This window comes from Bacillus sp. JJ783 (assembly GCF_036963225.1).
GTDB classification, from domain to species: domain Bacteria; phylum Bacillota; class Bacilli; order Bacillales; family Bacillaceae_G; genus Bacillus_A; species Bacillus_A cereus_U.
Map to the genome: position 1 here is coordinate 1 of NZ_JBALMG010000012.1, position 21,588 is coordinate 21,588.

Here is a 21,588-nt window from a genome sequence, read left to right on the forward strand (position 1 = left end):
TTTATACACACCGTAACAAAGTATGCTACCGCCTAAAATCAATAATAAAATAACACATGCAGCATGCATAAAGAATTCTTCCGGTAACATTAAAATAACCGGATCTGTTTCAATATCAAACATCCAATAATCATTGCTAAATAAAAGCTTGTGAAATAATACGAAACTCTTGTCGAAATTAATAGCAATTGGTAACGTAAGAGCTATTGGAAAAATAATTGTAAGAATCGCTCCGTGAAGTAAAAACTTTTCTTTTTTCTTTTTTAATAAATACGCTCCTCCTAATACAGCAATTACAATCGTTCCATACATTATATATTGAATCTTTACTAAAATATTTTTAACATCCACAAAATGAATGCGGCCATTTGTGGACATATCTAATGTCGGCAATTGTAATGCACCTTCATAAAACGGCGATAAATATGTAATAAGCACGTCATAGTTTCTCTTAATTTCATCTTTCGTCATATCCGCTAAATCTGGAATATTTAAAAAATCAATTTCTAAATAATACAACCATTTTCCATATACAACTATCGTTGCCGCGAGAGCGAAAACAGAAAATGCTATGCTATAGGAAACTACTAAAGTGATCAATCGATCCAATATGTTTATACCACTCTTATTTTTCTTCATTTTCTCCCCCTAAATGTCCTCATCATCATAAAGAAAACTGTTTTCGGTTCTCATGTAAGCAATAATAATATGTAATACACAGTACAACAATACTTAACCAAAACGTAAAATAACCAATTTTCTCTACAAACAAATGCATAATCCCGTATCTCGGCATTTGCCAAAATAAATAATCAATTGCATCATTATGTAATGTCCATATGCCAGCTACAGTGAAGTGCCATTTTTTTATCCGATAAAACGGAGCATATAACATCCCCTGCACTGCCATCACAAAATGAGATAACATTAACATATATCCCATAAGGCCAATAGGACCTTTTACATAAATCATAATTGCATTTACAACAACAGCCCAAATACCATATTTTATTAAAGTAACTATCGCTAACGCTTCTATTAACCCCCAGTTCTTCTTCATCAAAAAAGCAATTAAAACAAAGACAAAAAAGAGACTTGCCATAGGGCTATCTGGTACAAACGGCCAAAATATAGGTGAGGTTTCTTTTAATTGATTTCCATACCATATGAATCCGTAAATTGTACCTAATATGTTAACAACCAATAAAAATAATAGTACCGAACGTTGCCTTAACATTGCATACAAGTAAACCAAGCTGTATGTCCAACACCTTTCAAACAAAGTAATTCTTTCATCGAACTCTACTCTATTATATAGCAAACTTTCCGTCATCAAAATAAAAAGCTGACTACAGATTTTGTAGTCAGCTTTTCTATTATTTTTTATTATACTTTGCAACGAATTCCGAAAGCTTTTTCAGTTCCTCATCTGTACCTTTAAATACCCCTTTAGGCATTGAACCTTTTCCATCTTTCGCAATTTTAGCGATTTCTTCTGGTTTTAAAGTTAAGTTTTGCAAAGCCGGTGCTGCCGCACCGCCCTGTAAATTGTCACCATGACATGTTAAACAAGTATTTTTTTGCATTAACTTGTATCCATCATCATTTTTATCAACTGGTGCTGTTTTTACAATTGCTCCTTGTTTTTTTGCAGCTTCCCAGTCGTGGTGTGCTACAGATTCCCAAGTTAAAAAGATAATCGATGCAATTGCTAAAAGCATAAATCCAGTTGCCACAGGCCGCTTCAGCGGGCGTCTTTCTGGGCCTCGATCAAGAAATGGAGCTAATAGTAACGCTCCAAACGCAATCCCCGGCATAATAAACGCACCAATTACAGTAAATGAGCCTGAAGCATACGAATACTTTAATAACTGATACAAGAATAAGAAATACCAATCTGGAAGTGGTATATATCCTGCATCTGTAGGATCCGCCATTCTCTCAAGCGGTGACGGATGCGCCACTGTTAAACATAAATAACCGATTAAAAAAACTGCACCAACCATCCATTCTTTTAACAAGAAATTCGGCCAAAACGCTTCTGTTTTCCCTGGATATTCAGAATAATCTTTTGGAATATTTGGTTTCCGGGCTACTGGTACCCGAGAATCTCCTACAAACTTCATCCCTTTGCCGCGATGCATAATCTCCCTCCTTTTGTTCTTTCCCCTTTAATTTAGCAATCTCTTATAGCGGACCGGAAATACCTTGTTTGCGAATCATGATGAAGTGGAAGGCCATTAAACCTAGAAGTGCTGCTGGTAAGAAGAAGACGTGAATAGCAAAGAAGCGAGTTAATGTTTGAGCGCCAACAATTTCGGAATGACCAGCGAGTAATGTTTTAATATAAGGACCAATGAGCGGCGTTTGCTCTGCGATTTGAATCCCTACTTTCGTAGCAAATAAAGCTTTCATATCCCACGGTAATAAATATCCGGTAAAACCAAGACCTAACATAACAAAGAAAATAAGAACACCAACAATCCAGTTTAACTCACGAGGCTTTTTATACGCACCCTGGAAGAAAACTCTGAGTGTATGTAAAAACATCATTACAATTACGAGACTGGCACCCCAGTGGTGCATACCACGAACAATTTGTCCATACGCAACTTCATTTTGTAAATAGTAAACCGACTCCCAAGCATTTTTAATATCAGGCACATAATACATCGTTAAAAACATTCCAGACAAAATTTGAATTACAGTAACGAAAAAGGTAAGTCCTCCGAAGCAGTAGACGAATGCAGAAAAGTGATGCGCCGGGTTAACATGCTCAGGTACTTCATGATCAGCGATATCACGCCATATCGGTGTAATATCTAAACGTTCGTCCACCCAATCATAAATTTTATTTAGCATCTACTTTGCACCCCCTTTTGGCTTCGCTTTTCCTAAATAAAGTGTTCCATCTTTTACTTTGGATTCGTATACGTCAAGTGGAGCAAGAGGCGGTGTGCCTTTAATGTTCATCCCATCTTTTGTGTAACGTCCCCCGTGACACGGGCAAAAGAATTGATTAGGATGTGCTTTGTCCGAATTCCAGTTCACTGTACAACCTAAATGTTTACACACTGGAGAAAACGCAACAATGTCTCCGCTTTCATCTTTATGCACCCAAGCAGATTTTGGCTCTTCAGACTTGTACCATCCGTCAACCTGCTTCACCTTAAAATCGAAGCGCTTCGGCTCTGTTGTAATATCCTTTACTTGTCCAACAGCAACCATATCTGTTCCCGCTTCTTTTCTTAACACCGGATCAAGCGCAAACCGCGTCATCGGCATTAAAATACCCGCCGCCATAAAGCCTCCTACCCCTGTAAGTGTGTAATTTAAAAACTGTCTTCTTGACACACGATGTTCTTTCTCGCTCACGAAAATTTCCCCCCTCTATCAGAAATTGTCCCCTCGTGAAAAAATTATATAAAAAATAAATACTAGGACACTATCATGATATAATACCCTCTTGTATAGGTCAATATCATACTACTCATAATAATAAGAACTTTCTGTTTATTATTACCTTATCCATCTTTCTTCCAACATTACCATAATATTTTTTATGTGAGCACGAATAACTTCCCTTTTCGCTTGATCACTAAATTGCTCTAATGATAACGATGGAAACCAAAATAAATCACCCTGCAACTCTTGCATATCTTCTTTCCATGAAAAATCACTTGTCACATAGGCAATATGCTTAAAACCTTGCCTTTGCAAATGATCTGTCCATTCTTGCAAACGGTCTTTTTCATTCTTTTGGCTCTCTACCAAATACGTAAATGCGGGCAGTAAAAGCACTCTTCCTTTATACTCCCTTTCCAACTCCATACTCAAAGCCTCAATAAATTCACCTTGCTCTACAACCATTTTCATTTCTTTTGCTGCCGAAATAGACAAAAGGGGGATAATCCCTGTATCTACATACTCCCTCGCTTGCTCAAACTGTTCCACATCTTTTACAATCCATTTCACCTTTTCTCCCCTCCTTCACCATAAATGACAGAACTTTCACTTTATATATATTAAACCATACTAAAAGAGGTAAAAAAAGAAAAACTACCTATTATTAAGTAGTTTTTCTTAAAAAGTCTGAAATTCGTAAAGATTACATAATCAAAATGAATTCTATAAAATTTTCAACTCTGCTGTTAACCTATGAAATGCTTCCTTATCTTGCTTATCCAAAGCTTCATCAATTTGTTTCAAAAGACGCTCTCTTCTAAATGAGAATACACTTTCTTCTAAAAATCGTTCTGCAAGCAATCGATCTTTTTCATTCACTTCAATATGCTTTGGCAAATATGGATTTTCTTCTAATACAGCTACATAGTTTGCATTTTGGAACGATGATTTAAAATTAAGCTGAATATAAATATCCTCATCTCGATTCAAACGAATATCATGAAACGACTTTTCTGCATCTGTTGTCATTACATTTTGTTTAAAAAAGTGAAACGGTGTGTCTTTCACACAATTCGCTGACATTACTAAGCCACGCGGACAATATTTTGCATGTTCTACGAAGTGGACTTTATGCATTAATTGATCGTGACTCATTAAATAATTCAAAATCCATACACATTCACGCTGTTTCAGTTGGTAATTATTCAAAAACCATTTTACAAAATCCTTCTTCTCGTTTACAGAAACAGGGGTATTCATAGCGATTAAGTCCCTCCTCTGTCTTGCTCTTTTCTTTTTAGATTCAAGAAGCGGCATTCAGTTTCCTTCCAACTTACGAAAAATCCTCTAAATTATATAACAATTCTTCAATATGAATTTGTGTCGGGTCTAGTTGTATTAACTGCGTAAATACTTCTTTCGCCTCTTTTCGCATTCCTTCTTCTAATAAGAAATAACCGTACTCTTCCAAGAAATCTGGATGATTCTTAAAAGAAGTATATGCACTTTCATAGTGTTTTAATGCATCCGAATACATTTCTAATTGTTTTTTTGCAAATGCAAGATCCCAAAGTAGTTGTGTATCTGGCTCTCCACTGTCAATTGTACGCTCTACAACTGCAATTAGCTCTTCGTATTTCTCTTGTTCTTTTAAGATATACGCATATTTTAATGTCGCACCTAAATGTCCCGGATCTAGCTCCAGCGCTTTTTGAAGCACTTCTTCTGCCTCCGCTATTTTACCTAATTTCGCCGCAATATTCGCTAATTCTACATAGAAAGGAACAGAAAGCTCATCTACTTTAATTCCTTCTTGAAGTGTTTCATAGCTTTCTTGAAGCATGCCTTCTTTTTCATAGCTTTTCGCTAAATACATGTATAACGATGCGTACTCAGGATCTAATTCTTTTAATTCTTGCCAAGCACCAATTGCTCTTTGATATTCTTCCCCTTGGTATAATGTAAAGGCATATCCAAATAGTGAGTGAATATCTTTTTGCTCTTCTAACCCCGCCTCATAGTAAGAGATTGCCTCTTCCCAGTTTCCAATAGCACTTAAAGTTTCTGCTAGACGAAGCGCAATGACAACACCGCCCATAACTTTATGTTCTGCTAGTAACGATTCATAATAAGTGATCGCCTTTTTCTCTTCACCTTTACTACTATATAATTCTGCTAATCCAAACGTAATAACAGGTTCGTCTGGCATCATTTCTTTTGCCTTTAATAGTTTTTGTTCTGCTACATCATCAAAACCTTGCATTTGGAATAAATCTGCAACAAGTAATAGCGATTGAACATATAGATCATCATTTTCTGGAATATCATGAAGCACTTCAATCGCTTCATCTTCTTTATCTAAATCAATATATAATTCTGCTAAAAATAATGTAAATTCACTTTCTTCTGGATATAACAAGCGTAAATCATCAATAATTGCTAACGCCTCATCCATAAACCCAAGTGTATGATAGTAACGAGCGATATCATACTTCTCTTCATCATTAGCAACTCGTAGTTGTTCTTTTAATAATTGTAATCCTTTTTCTGCTTCACCGTTTTCAATATAAGAAACAGCTTGTTCAAACTTTTGCATAAACGTCTCCTTTAATTCAAAAAATATTCTCTTCTGTTCATTTATCATAAGCAACTAGGTGTAAGAACGCAACCTTTTGAGTGAACTACCTCTTCCTATATTTGCTCTTATAGCGCAGCTAATTGTTCGAAAAATTTCGGATACGATACAGCGACCGCATCACTATTCTCTATTTTCACTTCTCCATCTATAATACACGATGCGATTGCAAGCATCATCCCAATACGATGATCGCCGTGACTATTAACAGTATTTCCTTTTAAACTTTGTTTACCATATATAATCATACCATCTGATGTAGGTTCAATCTTCGCGCCTAATTTGCCTAATTCATCTACAACCGTATCGATACGGTTTGTTTCTTTTACTTTTAACTCCTCAGCGTTTTTAATAACAGTAATTCCTTCTGCCTGCGTTGCCAATAAAGCAATTACAGGAATTTCATCAATTAATCTTGGAATAAGAGTTCCACCAATTTCTATTCCTTTTAGTTTAGATGTTTCAATCATAATATCTCCGCACGGCTCAAACTCTTCATTTCTAATATGATTGATAGAAATAAGTGCACCCATCTTTGTTAATACATCTAAAATCCCTGTTCTCGTCGGATTTAAACCAACGTTTTCCAATACAAGCTTACTATTTTGGACAATTGCACCAGCTACTAAGAAAAATGCCGCCGAAGAAACATCTCCTGGAACTTCTATGTCTGCACCTTTAAGTTGTTGTCCGCCTTGTAATGAAACGGTACGTCCATTAACATCTACGGTACAACCAAATGCACGTAACATTCTTTCCGTATGATCACGAGATTGCATAGGCTCTGTTACTGTAGTTACGCCTTCCCCTTGCAAACCCGCAAGTAAAACTGCTGACTTCACTTGTGCACTCGCTACTGGTGAATGATAATGCATACCTTTTACCTTACCACCGCGAATAGATAAAGGTGTATATTGTCCGTTTTCTCTACCATCAATTTGAGCATTCATCTTACTAAGCGGGTCTGTAACACGTTTCATAGGACGTTTTCCAATTGATGCATCCCCAATTATCGTACTATGGAACGGCGTATTTGCTAAAATTCCAAGCATCAGACGAATAGTCGTCCCTGAATTTCCCACATCTAATACTTCTTTCGGTTCTTGCAAATTTGCTAATCCTTTACCATAAATCGTGACATCGTTCCCACTCTGTTCAATCTGGACACCTAGTTTTTGAAAACATGCAATTGTACTTAAACAATCTTCTCCTAATAAAAAATTTGATACTTTCGTCGTCCCTTCCGCTATCGCTCCAAACATAACAGAGCGATGTGAAATAGATTTATCTCCTGGAACAACAATTTTCCCATTCAAACTATTTTTTCGTCCTACTAGTTTCAAACTGTATCCTCCTCACATTTTAAATAGTTTATATGTACAATAGTTCTTCTTATACGTCTACTTCTATTGTAACGTTTTCTTTCTTGAACGTGCAAACAACTCCCCTTATTGCAGTTCAAATGAAAAAGGCTCCTGTTACAGGAGCCTTCACCATTTCTTAAGAATACGTTTCTTCTTTCTTCACTTGTTCTTTTACAAGTTCCGTAAGTAATTCAATAATCTCATCATTTTCTTCTTTTAATCCAACAGTAATACGAATACCATCATGCATACCAAATGCTGCACCAGAACGAACGATATATCCTTTTTTCATTAATCGTTCGAAAGCTTCATTACCAGGTATACCGAGTTTCAAGAAAATGAAATTCGTTTGAGATGGATAGTAGAATACGTTATATTCCTTACAAAATGCATAATATTGATTTAATCCTTCGGCATTTTTCTTCACACACTCTTGTAAAAACTGTTGATCCTCTATTGCCGCTAATGCTACCGCTTGGGCGATAGTTGATGTGTTAAATGGTAGTCTTGCTACCTCTAGCTGCCCAATAAGCTTTGCATCCCCAATCGCATATCCAATACGAAAAGCAGCTAATCCATATGCTTTTGAGAATGTGCGTAGCACCATAAGATTTTCGTACTTTTCAAGAAGGGGTAATGTTTGCGGATAATCTTCTGCCCCAGCATATTCATAATATGCTTCGTCCATAATAACGAGCGCTGACTTTGGAACTGATTCTAAAAATGAAAGTAATTTTTGTTTTTCTACATATGTACCTGTCGGATTATTCGGATTACAAATCCATACAATCTTCGTTTTCTCATCTACTTGCTGTAACATTGCATCTAAATTGTGAATACCATTTTCAAGTGGTACTTCCCGAACTTCCGCTCCTTCAATAACAGCATGATGATAATATTGTGAGAACGTAGGATTCGCCATTACAACATTTGTTCCGTTATGTAGCAAAGCGCGACTAATCATTTGAATGACTTCATCTAACCCGCTACCAAATAAAAGTTGTTCCGCTTTTACACTTAAATGCTCTGCTACTTTCTCACGAAGCTCAAAAGCCGCCCCGTCTGGGTAGAGTGCATATTGATTGGCTAACGAAGTTAATGCTTCTGTCACACGCGCAGAGCAGCCAAACGGATTTTCATTCGATGCTAACTTCACAATTTTTGACAATCCATATTCTCTTTTTACTTCTTCAATATTTTTCCCAGGTACATATGCTCTCAAAGTTAACAATTGCTCTTTTACTCTCACTTTTATTCCCCCAGTCATTGATATGATTTATAATTCCTTACTGTCATCTTTCATCATAACCGTCACCATTACGAGAATACCTTTAAATATGCATTTCATACCTGTTCTACCAACTTTTTTAGACCATATCCTTTTGAAATGCTTCTAACGCAATATGAACAGTCTCATCTGAAATAGATACGACATTCACTCCCCCATATTCCTGCATAAGCACCATATGAATTGTTCCAGCATTTGCTTTTTTATCTTGTTTCATCAACTGAACGAGACGTTCTACATTCAAGTCACTTGGCATTTTTGGATAACCGTATTTCAAGAACCACTGCTTCATTTCTTCATAAGAAAGATCAATTTTGTACACTTGCTCACTTAAAAATATGGCAAATAGCATACCAACCGCTACTCCATCACCGTGAGTAATATTTCCATATCCTAACTCTTTTTCAAGAGCATGTCCTAACGTATGCCCAAAATTTAAATGGGCACGTACACCTTTTTCTGTTTCGTCTTGCGACACAATATTCGCTTTCACAGGAATCGCCTTCGTTAATATATGAATTAACTTTTCATCACGAAGATCCGTTAACGTTTGCACTTCTTCTTTTAACCAATGATATAGCTCTACATCACCAATAAGAGCATGCTTTATCACTTCTGCATAACCTGATCGCCACTCTTTTTCAGGAAGTGAATGTAAAAATGGCGTATGATATACAACAGCTTCTGGCTGATGAAACGCTCCAATCATATTTTTTCCTAGTGGATGGTTAATTGCTACTTTCCCGCCTACTGCGCTATCGTGAGCTAATAAAGTCGTTGGAACTTGGACAAAGCGAATACCACGCATAAACGACGCCGCAACAAATCCAGCCAAATCTCCAATCATTCCGCCTCCAAGTGCGATGATTAAAGAATTTCTATCTAATTTATTTTCAAGAGCCGAAGTGTGAGCCTCATAGAAATTTTCAAAAGACTTCTCTTTTTCGCCACTCGGTACAACAAACGAAAATACTTTTTGCTCTACTTGCAATGCATCAACAACTGTCTGTAAATGCAGTGATGCAACAGCTTCATCAGAAATAATCATTATGTTAGATACCGCAGGATTCATTTTTTGAATAAGCGTTGTTAAATGTGACAACGCCTCCCTTCCAACATGTACATCATATTCTTTTGATTTCGTTTGAATATGTATGTTCTCCATTAAAATCCCCTCGCATATTCATTATGTTTCTCAATATTTTCACGTATAAGATCGATACGATCTAATCCAAATTGTTCAATTAAAGCTGTTGCGAGCTCCCAAGCCACAACAGCTTCAGCCACAACGCTAGCTGCTGGCACTGCACAACTATCTGAACGTTCAATACTCGCTGTAAAAGGTTCTTTCGTATCAATATCAACACTTTGAAGCGGTTTATATAATGTCGGTATCGGTTTCATAACACCGCGCACAACAACCGGCATACCAGTTGTCATGCCACCTTCTAATCCACCTGCATTGTTCGTTTTTCTTCTATACCCTTGCACTTCATCCCAAAGGATTTCATCATGCACTTCACTTCCAGGTCTATGTGCTGCTTCAAAACCAATTCCAATTTCAACACCTTTAAAAGCGTTAATACTCATAATTGCCGCTGCTAATTTTGCATCTAATTTTCTATCATAATGTACATAGCTACCTACTCCGATTGGCATTCCTTCTACAACTACTTCAACAATACCGCCGATAGAATCACCATTTGCCTTCGCATCATCAATTGCTTGCATCATCTTTTTACCGGCCTTTTCATCTAAACAACGTACAGGAGATGCTTCTGTAGTACTTTGTAATTCCGCAATAGAGTTATATTTAATATTTTCTACCTGGACACCACCAATCTCGACAACATGTCCCGCTACTTGTATACCTAATTCCGCTAATATTTTTTTTGCAACTGCACCCGCTGCAACACGAACTGTCGTTTCACGTGCGGAAGAACGCTCTAATACATTCCTCATATCTCTATGACCATATTTAATCGCACCATTTAAATCTGCGTGTCCAGGTCTAGGTTTCGTAACTTGCCTTTTCATTTCTTTCTCTTCCTGCTCAGTTAACGGCTCTGCACCCATAACCTTTGTCCAATGTGTAAAATCACGATTTTCAACAACAAGTGCAATCGGGGACCCCATCGTCTTCCCATGCCTAACACCACTTACAATTTGCACTTGGTCTTTCTCAATTTGCATGCGTCTACCGCGTCCATATCCTTTTTGTCTTCTAGCTAATTCTTCATTTATATCATTCGCTACTAAAGATAATCCTGCCGGAACACCTTCTAAAATTGTCATAAGTTGCGGACCGTGGGATTCACCAGCTGTAATATATCGCATACGTTATTCCTCTTTTCGCATATGTATTTATCCCGCTACATAAAGTAACTATATTATCTTCCATCACTCTTTAAAATACAAAGAAATTATATAGTAAATCGAGTATTTGCTTTCCCTACTTGTAATTATTCTATTATTTCCATAATAATAGACCTTTTACTTTACATACCAATATATCATAACAGTCCTAACTTCGTAACTGATCGAAATAAAAAAAGTGCAAGAAGAATACCCCTATTCTTCTTGCACTTTTTACTATTATCACAGTTATTAAAGCGTTTACAAATTATTTCAAAATAATTAGTAAATCCATTGATTCATTAATTTTGAGTAGTCTACTAATTCTTCTTCCTTAAAGAAAATAGCAATCTCGCGCTCTGCACTTTCTAAAGAATCCGAACCGTGGATAATGTTTTTCGCAACAGTTACACCGAAATCTCCGCGAATTGTTCCCATATCAGCTTCATGTGGGCGTGTTTTACCCATCATATTGCGTGCTGTATCTACTACATTTTCACCTTGCCATACCATTGCGAATACAGGACCAGATGTAATAAAGTCTACTAATTCACCAAAGAAAGGTCTTTCTTTATGCTCACCGTAGTGTTGTTCAGCAATTTCCGGAGTAACTTGCATTAATTTTGCACCAACTAATTGAAAGCCCTTTTTCTCAAAACGAGCTACGATTTCCCCAATGAATGCACGTTGTACACCGTCTGGTTTTACCATTAGAAATGTTTTTTCCATAAAAAATCTCTCCACTTCTGAATTATGTATGTAATTGTATATCCCCACACACATAGTAACACCCTTATCACAATTGTGCAATAGTTTTGAAATAGAGAGATTATTTTATTTTTTAGAAAAATCACTAAAATTTTCGTTTTCCAATATACTTTGCAACATTTTGCAACGCATACTTCGCCTGTCCACGAGGGAGTGGTTTTATTATTTCTAATGCTTTATGTAAATAACGTTCACTAAACGAAAATGCTTTATCAATAGCTTCGCTCACTTTAATATCATCAATAATTTCTTTCATTTCACTTGCTGTTGTATTTTCATGCACAGATGTAATTTTCTGACGAAGAACTGGATCTTCCATGGCATACAAAACAGGTAATGTAATGTTACCTTGTAATAAATCACCACCAGCAGGCTTTCCAAGCTTCTCTTCTGTCGATACGAAATCTAAAATATCATCAATAATTTGATAAGACATACCAACAAAATATCCATACCAAAATAGACGATTTACAGTATCACGATTAGCACCAGCAGCAATCGCTCCCAACTGACAACTCGCGGCGATTAACAATGCTGTTTTTCGTTTTATCCTTCTTAAATACGTTCTTAAATTTTGATCATAGTTATACTTATCTTTAATTTGTTCGATTTCACCTTTACAAACTTCTAAAATTGTATGAGACAACGCTTGATGTGCATCTGGAATTTCTATATTTGTTATACATTCAAGAGACTTCGCAAACAAGTAGTCTCCTGTATACATTGCAATACGATCTCCCCATTTCGCATTCACTGTTGCGCTACCGCGTCGTAAAAACGCAGCATCAATGACATCATCGTGAACAAGCGAAGCCATATGAATAAGTTCTAATGCAACCGCAACATGCTTAATTGCATCTAACTTATAATCCCCAAATTTCCCTGCAAGCAAAACAAAAACAGGGCGAATCCGCTTCCCACCTGCTTCAATAAGCTGTAATGCCGCTTCTTCTACTAACGGCTGCTCAGAAGCAACTGTCTTCTTCAATTCTTTTTCTATAACATTAATATCCGATCGTAAAAAAGAGTACATAAGTTGTAACTTCATATTGTTCACCTTAACCTAAAACGTCTTTTTTCTTTTTTCTATTTTGATTCTGGTTTAATACCTAAATGCATAGCTGCTACACCAAAAGTAAATGGTTTCACTTGCACATTCTTAAGCCCAGCTTCTTCAAACATACGTGCTAACTCTTTCATCCCTGGGAATGTACTAGCAGATTCCTGAAGCCATGAATATTCTTTATAACTTTTCGCAAACATCTTTCCAAATAACGGCATGATATATTTAAAGTATAAGACATATCCTTGACGAAAACCTATCATCGTTGGTTGAGATGTTTCCAGGCAAATTACTTTTCCACCAGGCTTTACTACACGCGTCATTTCTTTTAATACTTGCATGTAATCCGGAACGTTACGTAACCCAAAACCAATCGTTACATAATCAAACGTATTATCTTCATAAGGAAGTTCCATTGCATTTCCATGCATAAGTTCTACTTGCTTTAATTCTAAAGCTTCTACCTTTTGTTTACCGACAGCTAGCATATTTTCGCTAAAGTCTAAACCGTAAACCTTCCCATCTTCACCTACAGCTCCCGCTAGTGCAATTGTCCAATCTGCCGTCCCGCAGCATACGTCAAGTGCCTTACTCCCGGGTTTCACATCCATAATTCGCATCGTTTCTTTGCGCCATGCCTTATGCCTTTGAAAACTAATTACAGAATTCATCACATCGTATTTATCAGAAATTTTCTCAAATACGTCATGTACTCTTTCTTCTTTTGATTGTTGCATGCTCGTACCTTCTTCCAATGTAAAGTTGCTTATGTCCTTGATTTATCTCTTAACATAGAAATTATCTCATTAACTTCTGTATGATTCTCTAAAAAATTTTCTTCTTGCTTTCTCATTTCCATAAGCCATTCATTAATAACTGTTTCCAAATTTTTATCATCATCCAATGAGATTTTTTGGACTGCTTGAAAAACAGGTGAATTTTGTTTATCAGCATACAATTGACACTCTTTTTGAAGACGATTTTTTCCTAACACATAAGTTATATATGGTTTCCAATTAGATAACTGAAAATGATCACATGTTTTTTGCAAAAGCGCAGATTCAATTATTACTACACTTTCCATTATGTCTTGAATCGTCACATGTGCTTTTTGATACAGCATAATTTTATGTTCATTAATCTCCTTAATTCCTTCAGCAAGTGCACGAATTAAGATAATATCACAATTCATTGACAATAAGTAATAGTATAGACCACTATAATAATCCCCTGCAAGAACTGTCAATTGACGACGCTTATGGAATCCACTCGTCTCTTCGTTTGCTTTATTTGATACTTTTTCATGTGTATCAAGAGCAATTTGTACAAGCATAATCGTTACGACATAATGATCAATTTGTTCTTTATGTATATTTGCACTTTTTAATGCACCGTATAACAGCGCTATTTTTTCTTCATCAATAAATGGTTCTTCAATATAGTTTATAAAATAAGGATGGCGTAATTTCTCCATCAATTTCTCTTTAATACCCGCATACCCTCCGTAGATGTCACACACAAAAAATCACCCTTGTTTTCTAATTCATAAAATTTATTATAACACATACATTCTATTTTCTATAATCAAAACTTGGCTACTTCTGCCAAACTGCCACCGAATAAAGCCTTAACTTTTGTTCATACAAGTTATCTTCGTCTCTAACAACTACAAACATTCATTTCCACAAAAGGCAGAAGTAATTTTCAACCTTTATATTCTTGCTCTTTAACATTAAAACTATATCATTTTTTTGTATATAAAAAAAAGAAAAGCAGTTTCCCGCTCTTCTTTAATTCGTCTTAATAAACGATAAAATTTCACTACGTGCTGCTGCATCATTTTCTAACACGCCGCGCACTGCAGTCGTTACTGTTTTCGCACCAGGCTTTTTCACACCACGCATCGTCATACACATATGCTCTGCTTCTACTACTACCATTACACCATGCGGCTCTAGTACTTCCATAATAGAGTTAGCTACTGTTGATGTAATACGTTCTTGTAGTTGCGGACGACGCGCAATTGTGTCTACAGTACGAGCTAATTTACTTAGTCCCGTTACTTTTCCACCTTGCGGAATATATGCAACGTGAGCAACTCCATAAAACGGAACAAGATGATGCTCACACATCGAATAGAATGGTATATCTTTTACTAATACAAGCTCTTCGTGGTCTTCTCCGAATACTTTGTGTAAATGCTCTTTTGGATCCTCATGCATCCCCGAGAATACTTCTGCGTACATTTTCGCAACACGTTTCGGTGTATCAAGTACTCCCTCGCGATTTGGGTCATCTCCGATTGCCTCTAAAATAAGACGTACTGCATGTTCAATTTGTTCTAAATTAACTTTTGCCATCCGCTAGCCCTCCCGAAAAACCTAAAAGTGATACGAACACATTCTAGCATATTTATGTTTTTAAAAGCAAAAAGAAGAGTTTCCAAAAAGGAAACTCTTCTTCCCTGTTAATATGTAAGGATTATTTAACCGCATCTTTTAACGCTTTACCAGGTTTGAATGCAGGTACTTTACTTGCAGCGATTTCAATCTCCTCACCTGTTTGTGGGTTACGACCTTTACGAGCCGCACGCTCACGAACTTCGAAGTTACCGAATCCGATTAGTTGTACTTTATCACCTTGTTTTAAAGCTTCTAAGATAGAATCAAAAACAGCGTCCACTGCTTTTGTTGCGTCCTTTTTAGAAAGGGAACTTGCTTCTGCAACAGCATTGATTAAATCTGTCTTGTTCATGCCATTCACCTCCTCCCAAAGATAAGACTGTATAATGATCATAAAATGAGTCTTACTTTCATTTGTAGGCAATTTTTGCAAATTCTATACTACAAAGATGTAGATAAATCATTATCAACGCCTATATTATACGATTCTCCTTTATAATTCAATATTTTTAAGGAAATTGTTACTCTTAAAATGTGAATTTCTGATGAAACTTGACAATTTACAACAAAATATTAGATAATGACTGTTTATTTTTCTATTACGAACTCAAAAAGAAAAAAATCCCTCTGCAATTAGAGGGATTTTTTTCTTATAATATAATCGCAATTAATCCGCCAGATCCTTCATTAATAATTCTTTCTAGCGTTTCTTTTAACTTATAACGAGCGTTTTCTGGCATTAGTGATAACTTCGCTTGAATTCCTTCTCTAACAATAGAGCTAAGAGAGCGCCCAAATATATCAGAATTCCAAATTGATAGCGGGTCATCTTCAAAATCTTGCATCAAGTAACGAACTAGTTCTTCACTTTGTTTTTCAGTACCGATAATCGGTTCAAATGTTGATTCTACATCCACTTTAATCATATGAATAGACGGCGCAACCGCTTTTAATTTAACACCGAACCTTGAACCGTGACGAATAATTTCCGGTTCATCTAAGCTCATATCAGCTAATGCAGGCGCTGCTACTCCATATCCGGTTTGTTTTACCATCCGCAGAGCATCCGCCACTTGGTCATACTCTGTTTTCGCATGAGATAAATCGAGCATAAGCTTCAATAAATGATCTTTCCCTCGAATCTCTACTCCTACTACTTCTTTTAAAATTTGATCATACAATTCATCTGGCGCATATAAATCAATCTCTGCCACACCTTGCCCCATATCAATGCCAGCTAGACTTGCTCGATCAATAAATTCATATTGACTAAACTGCCAAACGACACGGTCCACATCACGAAGACGTTTTATATCCTTTACAGTCTCTTGAACCGCTTCCTGATAACTTTGGCGTAACCAATGTCCTTCATTTAGCACCATTACCCAGCTCGGAAGGTTTACATTCACTTCTAAAACCGGGAACTCGAATAACGCTTCTCGAAGTACGTTATACACATCTGTTTCTCTTAAACTCTCTACACTCATCGCAATTACTGGGATATCATATTCTTCTGATAAACTTTGACGTAACTGCTCCGTATCTGGATGATATGGCTGTACAGTATTGATAATCATAATGAAAGGCTTTCCTACTTCTTTTAACTCATTTACAACGCGTTCTTCTGCCTCTATATAATCTCTTCTTGGAATTTCACCAATTGTTCCATCTGTTGTAATAACGACACCTATTGTTGAATGCTCTTGAATTACTTTACGTGTTCCGATTTCTGCAGCTTCATGGAATGGAATAGGCTCTTCATACCAAGGAGTATTAATCATGCGCGGACCATTCTCATCTTCATAGCCTTTTGCTCCTGGAACCGTATATCCAACACAATCTACTAATCGAATATTCACTTCAAGACCTTCATCTACTTCGATAGAAACCGCTTGGTTTGGAACAAACTTCGGTTCCGTCGTCATTATTGTACGACCAGCAGCACTTTGAGGCAGTTCATCCTGCGCTCTTTGACGGTCTGACTCATTTTCAATATTGGGAATAACAACAAGTTCCATAAATTTTTTAATAAATGTTGATTTCCCTGTTCGAACAGCTCCTACAACTCCAAAATAAATATCACCGCCTGTGCGTTCCGCAATATCTTTAAAAATATCTACCTTTTCCAAGTGATTCCCTCCCTCAATATTTTTGGGAATAATTCCACGTTTATAGTCAACTAATACCTTCTCTAACGTTGCCTATAATATCTGATATAATATAATGGTATTCTAGAAGTTCGGACAATATATCATATAATTTTGTCCAATTTCATATGACTATTTAAAAATACCTTTTGTTTGCATCGCAAGTTGTATAACATAAAAAACCTTTCTTCTAGAACTTATTCACTAAAAGAAAGGTTCATGACTTATGATTTTAAAAAAATTGGTTCTCCATTTTTTACTGTGTACGGCAAAGAATATGCAGGAACAAACGGGGAATCCTCCGATAATATCCCCCGGATATCTTCACCTTCTTTAAATTGCCCTTCATTTTTTTTCAACGCTTCATATAAGTCGATTCTATAATCAACAAACAATTCTCCTTTTTCATTGATTACAAGAGGGAGACCTTTTCCTGAGTACGGACTTGTCACTTGTGGTACATCTTTATATCCTAGTTTTTTGAAGTCTAATTCATAAACACCATCTGTAATCACTTTTTTAAAAGGTGGATATTGATGTTCATCCCGATACATCCTTAGCTTCAATGCCACTTCTTGAATTTGTTCCGCCATTCTCACATCAATTAACTTTACTGTCGGATTTTTTTCAACATCTATTAATACATATTGATATACTCCACCACTTTCATACGCATTCCCTGGTGCCTCTTGTATGTACCTTGGAGCAATTTTTTGAAAATCAATTGGATACTTCTGATAAATCGGCGTACTCATATCACGCGTCTTAATTGGTAATAAACCATCCGTTTGCTCCTTATATGTATTAATGGCTTTTTGTACAACTTGCAACTGGTCTTCATAAGGAATAGCACTTTGTTTCATATTTTCTCTTGGATACATACACCCTGTTAAAATGCTCATGCAACAAAATATTAAAATAATATGGATTTTTTTCACTGACAATCACCTTTTCATGCTAGTATGGACTGTTCCTTTTGTAACATTTACCGACTACACATCCTTTATTGCTCAATAGGGCCACTAAATACAACAAGGAAAATAACAATTCCCGATACAATCATGAGGGTGTACGCTACTAAAGCTGTAATCCCTTTCAAAAATTTATTCTTCATTTTATGCCTACTTAATAAAATAAAACTTACTGCAAGAAACATAAATCCAATTGCCCCTAAAGCAAACCACATTTTCATAAGCCCTTCCGACATATATACACCCCTTTACTTTCAATCTATTTTTATACTATTTTAACAAATTAAAATCTTTAAACAAATAAAAATCATCATTTTTCCGTGAATTGATGATTTTTATTTAAAATAATAAAACCGAAGCACGAAATGATGCGCTTCGGTTGACCAAATATGCCCTTAACAGCTCTATTCCCATTCTTTCATAACTATCATATGCATTCTCTAAACTCTTTGTTTCTCATAATTTATTTTTTAAACATTTTACTTAACGAACCAAAATCCGCTGGCATATTATTGTTAATAATCGCTTTTACAATTTGATCCTCTTGCTCTTTCGGCACTTCACGTCCTGCCATTAGAGCAACTTGATGAATCAATTGGCGAAGCACTGTCTCATCACGTAAGTTCGCATTTTGAACAGACGACGCTAATTTAAAAATATCTTCTTTGTTCACTTTCGCTTCTTTTTCAATGTTATTAAAAATGTTGTTATCCATTCTTTTCACCCTCTCCTCAAGTTACTCTTCATCCTATGCAGAGATGAAAAATTGGTGAAAAGACCCATAAAAAATAAAAAACGGTAGAAGTACGAAATGTACTTCTACCGCTTTCTTTATAACAAATCAGGTATCGCTTCAACTTCATGTTTTCGAACACGTCCCATCAATGAGCCTACTGCATCTTTCACATTATTCCCATTGAACAGCACGTCATATAAAGCAGCTGTAATCGGCATTTCAACTTCCATTTTCTCTGCCAATTCATGAGCAGCTTTCGTTGTTCTTACACCTTCTACAACCATACCCATACTTTCTAGCACTTCTTCTAAAGAGTGCCCTTTTCCAAGCATATTTCCAGCGCGCCAATTTCGGCTATGCACACTTGTACAAGTTACAATTAAGTCTCCCATACCAGTTAGACCAGCAAACGTTAACGGATTTCCGCCCATTTTTCTTCCTAAACGAGCAATCTCTGTTAAACCACGTGTCATTAATGCCGCTTTCGCATTATCACCTAATCCAAGCCCGTCAGATATCCCCGCAGCTAGTGCAATAATATTTTTTAAAGCACCACCAAGTTCAACTCCAACGATATCTGGGTTTGTATATACACGGAAATAGCTATTCATAAACAAATCTTGTACTCCCTCAGCCGCTTCCATACGCTTTGCTGCAGACGTAACAGTTGTCGCTTGACGCAATCCAACTTCTTCAGCGTGACTCGGCCCAGATAGTACAACAACATCCTTAATCAAGCTCTCTGGAATTTCTTCCTCAATCACTTCCGAAATACGTTTTGACGTACCTGGTTCGATTCCTTTACTTGCATGAATCCAAGTAATTGGCTCTGTAACAATTTCTTTCATCTCTTGCAATACGTCTCGGTACGCTTTCGTCGGTACTACTAGCAGTACTGTATTTACATCTACTAATGCTTCTTCTAAAGAAGAGTAGGCTACGATTGTGCTTGGCAATGTAATCCCTGGAAGATATCTACTGTTCTCACGCTTCGTATTAATTTCATTCATGAGTTCAGGACGGTTTCCCCAAATACGTACATCATGCCCATTGTCAGCTAATACCATCGCTAACGCTGTTCCCCAGCTACCTGCTCCTATTACTGTGATTTTTGTCATAAAATCACATCCTCTCCATTAGTCTCTTGCTCTAGCGATAATGTGAATCGGCGTTCCTACAAAACCGAATGCTTCACGTAAACGATTCTTTAAGAAGCGCTCATATGAAAAGTGCATTAATTCTGTATCGTTTACAAATATAACAAATGTTGGTGGTTTTACCGCAACCTGTGTCGCATAGAAGATTTTCAGACGGCTACCATTATGTGTCGGCGTTGGATTCATCGCTACCGCATCCATAATTACATCATTTAATACATTCGTTTGTACACGAATGCTATGGCTTTCATTTACCTCATTAATAACCGGTAATAACGTTTGTGTACGCTTTTTCGTTTTCGCAGATAAGAATACAATCGGTGCATACTCTAAAAATTGGAAATGAGCACGGATGTTTTCTTCAAATGCTTTCATTGTTTTTTCATCTTTTTTCACTGCATCCCATTTGTTTACAACGATAATAACAGCTCGTCCTGAATCATGAGCATATCCAGCGATTTTTTTATCTTGCTCAATAATTCCTTCTTCTCCGTCTAAAACGACTAAAACAACGTCAGAACGTTCAATCGCTCTAAGTGCACGAAGTACACTATACTTTTCTGTACTTTCGTATACTTTCCCTTTTTTACGCATACCAGCTGTATCGATGATTACATAATCTTGATCATCTTTACTATATGGTGTATCAACAGCATCACGTGTCGTTCCCGCTATATTACTTACAATTACACGTTCTTGACCAAGAAGTGCATTTACAAGTGATGATTTCCCTACGTTTGGACGTCCAATTAAAGAGAAACGGATTGTTTCATCGTCATACGCTTCTTCTTCAATCTTTGGAAAATGATTTGCAGCTTCATCTAACAAATCACCAAGTCCTAAACCGTGTGTACCTGAAATCGGGAATGGCTCGCCAAATCCTAATGCATAAAAATCATAAATATCACTACGCATGTCTGGATTATCAACCTTATTTACCGCAAGTACAATTGGTTTTTTAGAACGGTATAAAATTTTAGCAACTTCTTCATCTGCTGCAGTTACACCATCGCGACCATTCGTCATAAAAATGATAACATCTGCTTCATCAATCGCTACTTCCGCCTGTTGACGAATTTGTGTCAAGAACGGCTCGTCTCCAATATCAATTCCACCTGTATCAATAATGTTAAACTCATGATTTAACCATTCTCCCGCACTATAAATACGGTCTCGCGTTATACCTGGTATATCTTCTACGATTGAAACTCTTTCTCCAACAATTCTATTGAAAATAGTAGATTTTCCTACGTTCGGGCGGCCTACTATTGCTATTACTGGTTTCGGCATATACTTT

The 21,588-nt window shown here is 36.5% G+C and carries 24 protein-coding genes; all 24 read right to left on the reverse strand.

Features of this window, described 5'->3' with window-relative positions; all coding sequences use genetic code 11:
* Positions 1-639: TIGR01906 family membrane protein (locus tag V7038_RS03540; protein ID WP_335469171.1), on the reverse strand; the 639-nt coding region annotated here is incomplete at its 3' end.
* 25 nt (positions 640-664) lie between these two features.
* Positions 665-1,255, reverse strand: a complete 591-nt coding sequence (locus V7038_RS03545) for a DUF1405 domain-containing protein (RefSeq protein WP_335469174.1) — start codon at positions 1,253-1,255, stop codon at positions 665-667.
* 121 nt (positions 1,256-1,376) lie between these two features.
* A complete protein-coding gene (qcrC, locus tag V7038_RS03550; RefSeq protein WP_000554601.1) occupies positions 1,377-2,144 on the reverse strand; it encodes a menaquinol-cytochrome c reductase cytochrome b/c subunit in 768 nt (255 codons plus the stop codon).
* Between the two features lie 43 nt (positions 2,145-2,187).
* Positions 2,188-2,862: a menaquinol-cytochrome c reductase cytochrome b subunit gene (gene qcrB, locus V7038_RS03555; RefSeq protein WP_000932700.1), complete on the reverse strand. Its 675-nt coding sequence runs from the start codon at positions 2,860-2,862 to the stop codon at positions 2,188-2,190.
* A complete protein-coding gene (qcrA, locus tag V7038_RS03560; RefSeq protein WP_002158584.1) occupies positions 2,863-3,375 on the reverse strand; it encodes a menaquinol-cytochrome c reductase iron-sulfur subunit in 513 nt (170 codons plus the stop codon).
* 144 nt (positions 3,376-3,519) lie between these two features.
* Positions 3,520-3,975 carry a YpiF family protein gene (locus V7038_RS03565; protein ID WP_002158585.1) on the reverse strand — a complete coding sequence of 152 codons (456 nt, stop codon included), beginning with the start codon at positions 3,973-3,975 and terminating at the stop codon, positions 3,520-3,522.
* Between the two features lie 153 nt (positions 3,976-4,128).
* Positions 4,129-4,665 (reverse strand): ReoY family proteolytic degradation factor, encoded by a 537-nt coding sequence (locus V7038_RS03570; RefSeq protein ID WP_002086615.1) that lies wholly within the window; start codon positions 4,663-4,665, stop codon positions 4,129-4,131.
* A 73-nt stretch (positions 4,666-4,738) separates the two neighbouring features.
* Positions 4,739-6,001: a tetratricopeptide repeat protein gene (locus V7038_RS03575; RefSeq protein ID WP_002202607.1), complete on the reverse strand. Its 1,263-nt coding sequence runs from the start codon at positions 5,999-6,001 to the stop codon at positions 4,739-4,741.
* 107 nt (positions 6,002-6,108) lie between these two features.
* Positions 6,109-7,383 carry a 3-phosphoshikimate 1-carboxyvinyltransferase gene (gene aroA / locus V7038_RS03580; protein ID WP_070128152.1) on the reverse strand — a complete coding sequence of 425 codons (1,275 nt, stop codon included), beginning with the start codon at positions 7,381-7,383 and terminating at the stop codon, positions 6,109-6,111.
* Between the two features lie 157 nt (positions 7,384-7,540).
* Positions 7,541-8,653: a histidinol-phosphate transaminase gene (hisC, locus tag V7038_RS03585; RefSeq protein ID WP_002201133.1), complete on the reverse strand. Its 1,113-nt coding sequence runs from the start codon at positions 8,651-8,653 to the stop codon at positions 7,541-7,543.
* A 118-nt stretch (positions 8,654-8,771) separates the two neighbouring features.
* Positions 8,772-9,857 carry a 3-dehydroquinate synthase gene (aroB, locus tag V7038_RS03590; RefSeq protein ID WP_070128151.1) on the reverse strand — a complete coding sequence of 362 codons (1,086 nt, stop codon included), beginning with the start codon at positions 9,855-9,857 and terminating at the stop codon, positions 8,772-8,774.
* Positions 9,857-11,029: a chorismate synthase gene (aroC, locus tag V7038_RS03595; protein ID WP_002202612.1), complete on the reverse strand. Its 1,173-nt coding sequence runs from the start codon at positions 11,027-11,029 to the stop codon at positions 9,857-9,859. Before aroC ends, aroB begins: the two co-directional genes overlap by 1 nt.
* 300 nt (positions 11,030-11,329) lie before the next feature.
* Positions 11,330-11,776 carry a nucleoside-diphosphate kinase gene (gene ndk, locus V7038_RS03600; RefSeq protein WP_002064527.1) on the reverse strand — a complete coding sequence of 149 codons (447 nt, stop codon included), beginning with the start codon at positions 11,774-11,776 and terminating at the stop codon, positions 11,330-11,332.
* A 124-nt stretch (positions 11,777-11,900) separates the two neighbouring features.
* Positions 11,901-12,863: a heptaprenyl diphosphate synthase component II gene (gene hepT / locus V7038_RS03605; protein WP_002201136.1), complete on the reverse strand. Its 963-nt coding sequence runs from the start codon at positions 12,861-12,863 to the stop codon at positions 11,901-11,903.
* 38 nt (positions 12,864-12,901) lie between these two features.
* Complete coding sequence (menG, locus tag V7038_RS03610) at positions 12,902-13,615, reverse strand: 2-heptaprenyl-1,4-naphthoquinone methyltransferase (RefSeq protein ID WP_002086620.1); 714 nt, start codon at positions 13,613-13,615, stop codon at positions 12,902-12,904.
* Positions 13,616-13,644: 29 nt separating this feature from the next.
* Positions 13,645-14,397 carry a heptaprenyl diphosphate synthase component 1 gene (locus tag V7038_RS03615; protein WP_002030763.1) on the reverse strand — a complete coding sequence of 251 codons (753 nt, stop codon included), beginning with the start codon at positions 14,395-14,397 and terminating at the stop codon, positions 13,645-13,647.
* Positions 14,398-14,668: 271 nt separating this feature from the next.
* Entirely contained in the window at positions 14,669-15,238 is a 570-nt protein-coding gene (folE, locus tag V7038_RS03620) for a GTP cyclohydrolase I FolE (protein WP_002011819.1), read from the reverse strand.
* 121 nt (positions 15,239-15,359) lie between these two features.
* Positions 15,360-15,632: an HU family DNA-binding protein gene (locus V7038_RS03625; protein WP_001043860.1), complete on the reverse strand. Its 273-nt coding sequence runs from the start codon at positions 15,630-15,632 to the stop codon at positions 15,360-15,362.
* Positions 15,633-15,930: 298 nt separating this feature from the next.
* A complete protein-coding gene (spoIVA, locus tag V7038_RS03630; protein ID WP_000416521.1) occupies positions 15,931-17,409 on the reverse strand; it encodes a stage IV sporulation protein A in 1,479 nt (492 codons plus the stop codon).
* Positions 17,410-17,651: 242 nt separating this feature from the next.
* The gene (locus tag V7038_RS03635; RefSeq protein ID WP_002202614.1) at positions 17,652-18,365 is read right to left on the reverse strand and encodes a hypothetical protein; all 714 of its coding nucleotides are present in this window, start codon (positions 18,363-18,365) and stop codon (positions 17,652-17,654) included.
* 65 nt (positions 18,366-18,430) lie between these two features.
* Entirely contained in the window at positions 18,431-18,634 is a 204-nt protein-coding gene (locus V7038_RS03640) for a DUF2768 domain-containing protein (protein ID WP_002011815.1), read from the reverse strand.
* Positions 18,635-18,861: 227 nt separating this feature from the next.
* Positions 18,862-19,113 (reverse strand): stage VI sporulation protein F, encoded by a 252-nt coding sequence (locus V7038_RS03645; protein WP_000369753.1) that lies wholly within the window; start codon positions 19,111-19,113, stop codon positions 18,862-18,864.
* A gap of 116 nt (positions 19,114-19,229) precedes the next feature.
* Positions 19,230-20,252 carry an NAD(P)H-dependent glycerol-3-phosphate dehydrogenase gene (locus tag V7038_RS03650; protein ID WP_002011813.1) on the reverse strand — a complete coding sequence of 341 codons (1,023 nt, stop codon included), beginning with the start codon at positions 20,250-20,252 and terminating at the stop codon, positions 19,230-19,232.
* 18 nt (positions 20,253-20,270) lie between these two features.
* Complete coding sequence (gene der, locus V7038_RS03655) at positions 20,271-21,581, reverse strand: ribosome biogenesis GTPase Der (protein WP_002011811.1); 1,311 nt, start codon at positions 21,579-21,581, stop codon at positions 20,271-20,273.
* Between the last annotated feature and the right edge of the window lie 7 nt (positions 21,582-21,588).

What these genes read in the sequence shown, in the direction of transcription:
- qcrB (WP_000932700.1), bottom strand. Translation starts at nt 2,862, where the DNA reads ATGCTAAATAAAATTTATGATTGGGTGGACGAACGTTTAGATATTACA.
- menG (WP_002086620.1), bottom strand. Translation starts at nt 13,615, where the DNA reads ATGCAACAATCAAAAGAAGAAAGAGTACATGACGTATTTGAGAAAATT.
- aroB (WP_070128151.1), bottom strand. Translation starts at nt 9,857, where the DNA reads ATGGAGAACATACATATTCAAACGAAATCAAAAGAATATGATGTACAT.
- V7038_RS03640 (WP_002011815.1), bottom strand. Translation starts at nt 18,634, where the DNA reads ATGTCGGAAGGGCTTATGAAAATGTGGTTTGCTTTAGGGGCAATTGGA.
- qcrC (WP_000554601.1), bottom strand. Translation starts at nt 2,144, where the DNA reads ATGCATCGCGGCAAAGGGATGAAGTTTGTAGGAGATTCTCGGGTACCA.
- ndk (WP_002064527.1), bottom strand. Translation starts at nt 11,776, where the DNA reads ATGGAAAAAACATTTCTAATGGTAAAACCAGACGGTGTACAACGTGCA.
- V7038_RS03570 (WP_002086615.1), bottom strand. Translation starts at nt 4,665, where the DNA reads ATGAATACCCCTGTTTCTGTAAACGAGAAGAAGGATTTTGTAAAATGG.
- der (WP_002011811.1), bottom strand. Translation starts at nt 21,581, where the DNA reads ATGCCGAAACCAGTAATAGCAATAGTAGGCCGCCCGAACGTAGGAAAA.
- folE (WP_002011819.1), bottom strand. Translation starts at nt 15,238, where the DNA reads ATGGCAAAAGTTAATTTAGAACAAATTGAACATGCAGTACGTCTTATT.
- V7038_RS03625 (WP_001043860.1), bottom strand. Translation starts at nt 15,632, where the DNA reads ATGAACAAGACAGATTTAATCAATGCTGTTGCAGAAGCAAGTTCCCTT.
- V7038_RS03575 (WP_002202607.1), bottom strand. Translation starts at nt 6,001, where the DNA reads ATGCAAAAGTTTGAACAAGCTGTTTCTTATATTGAAAACGGTGAAGCA.
- V7038_RS03645 (WP_000369753.1), bottom strand. Translation starts at nt 19,113, where the DNA reads ATGGATAACAACATTTTTAATAACATTGAAAAAGAAGCGAAAGTGAAC.
- V7038_RS03650 (WP_002011813.1), bottom strand. Translation starts at nt 20,252, where the DNA reads ATGACAAAAATCACAGTAATAGGAGCAGGTAGCTGGGGAACAGCGTTA.
- hepT (WP_002201136.1), bottom strand. Translation starts at nt 12,863, where the DNA reads ATGAAGTTACAACTTATGTACTCTTTTTTACGATCGGATATTAATGTT.
- aroC (WP_002202612.1), bottom strand. Translation starts at nt 11,029, where the DNA reads ATGCGATATATTACAGCTGGTGAATCCCACGGTCCGCAACTTATGACA.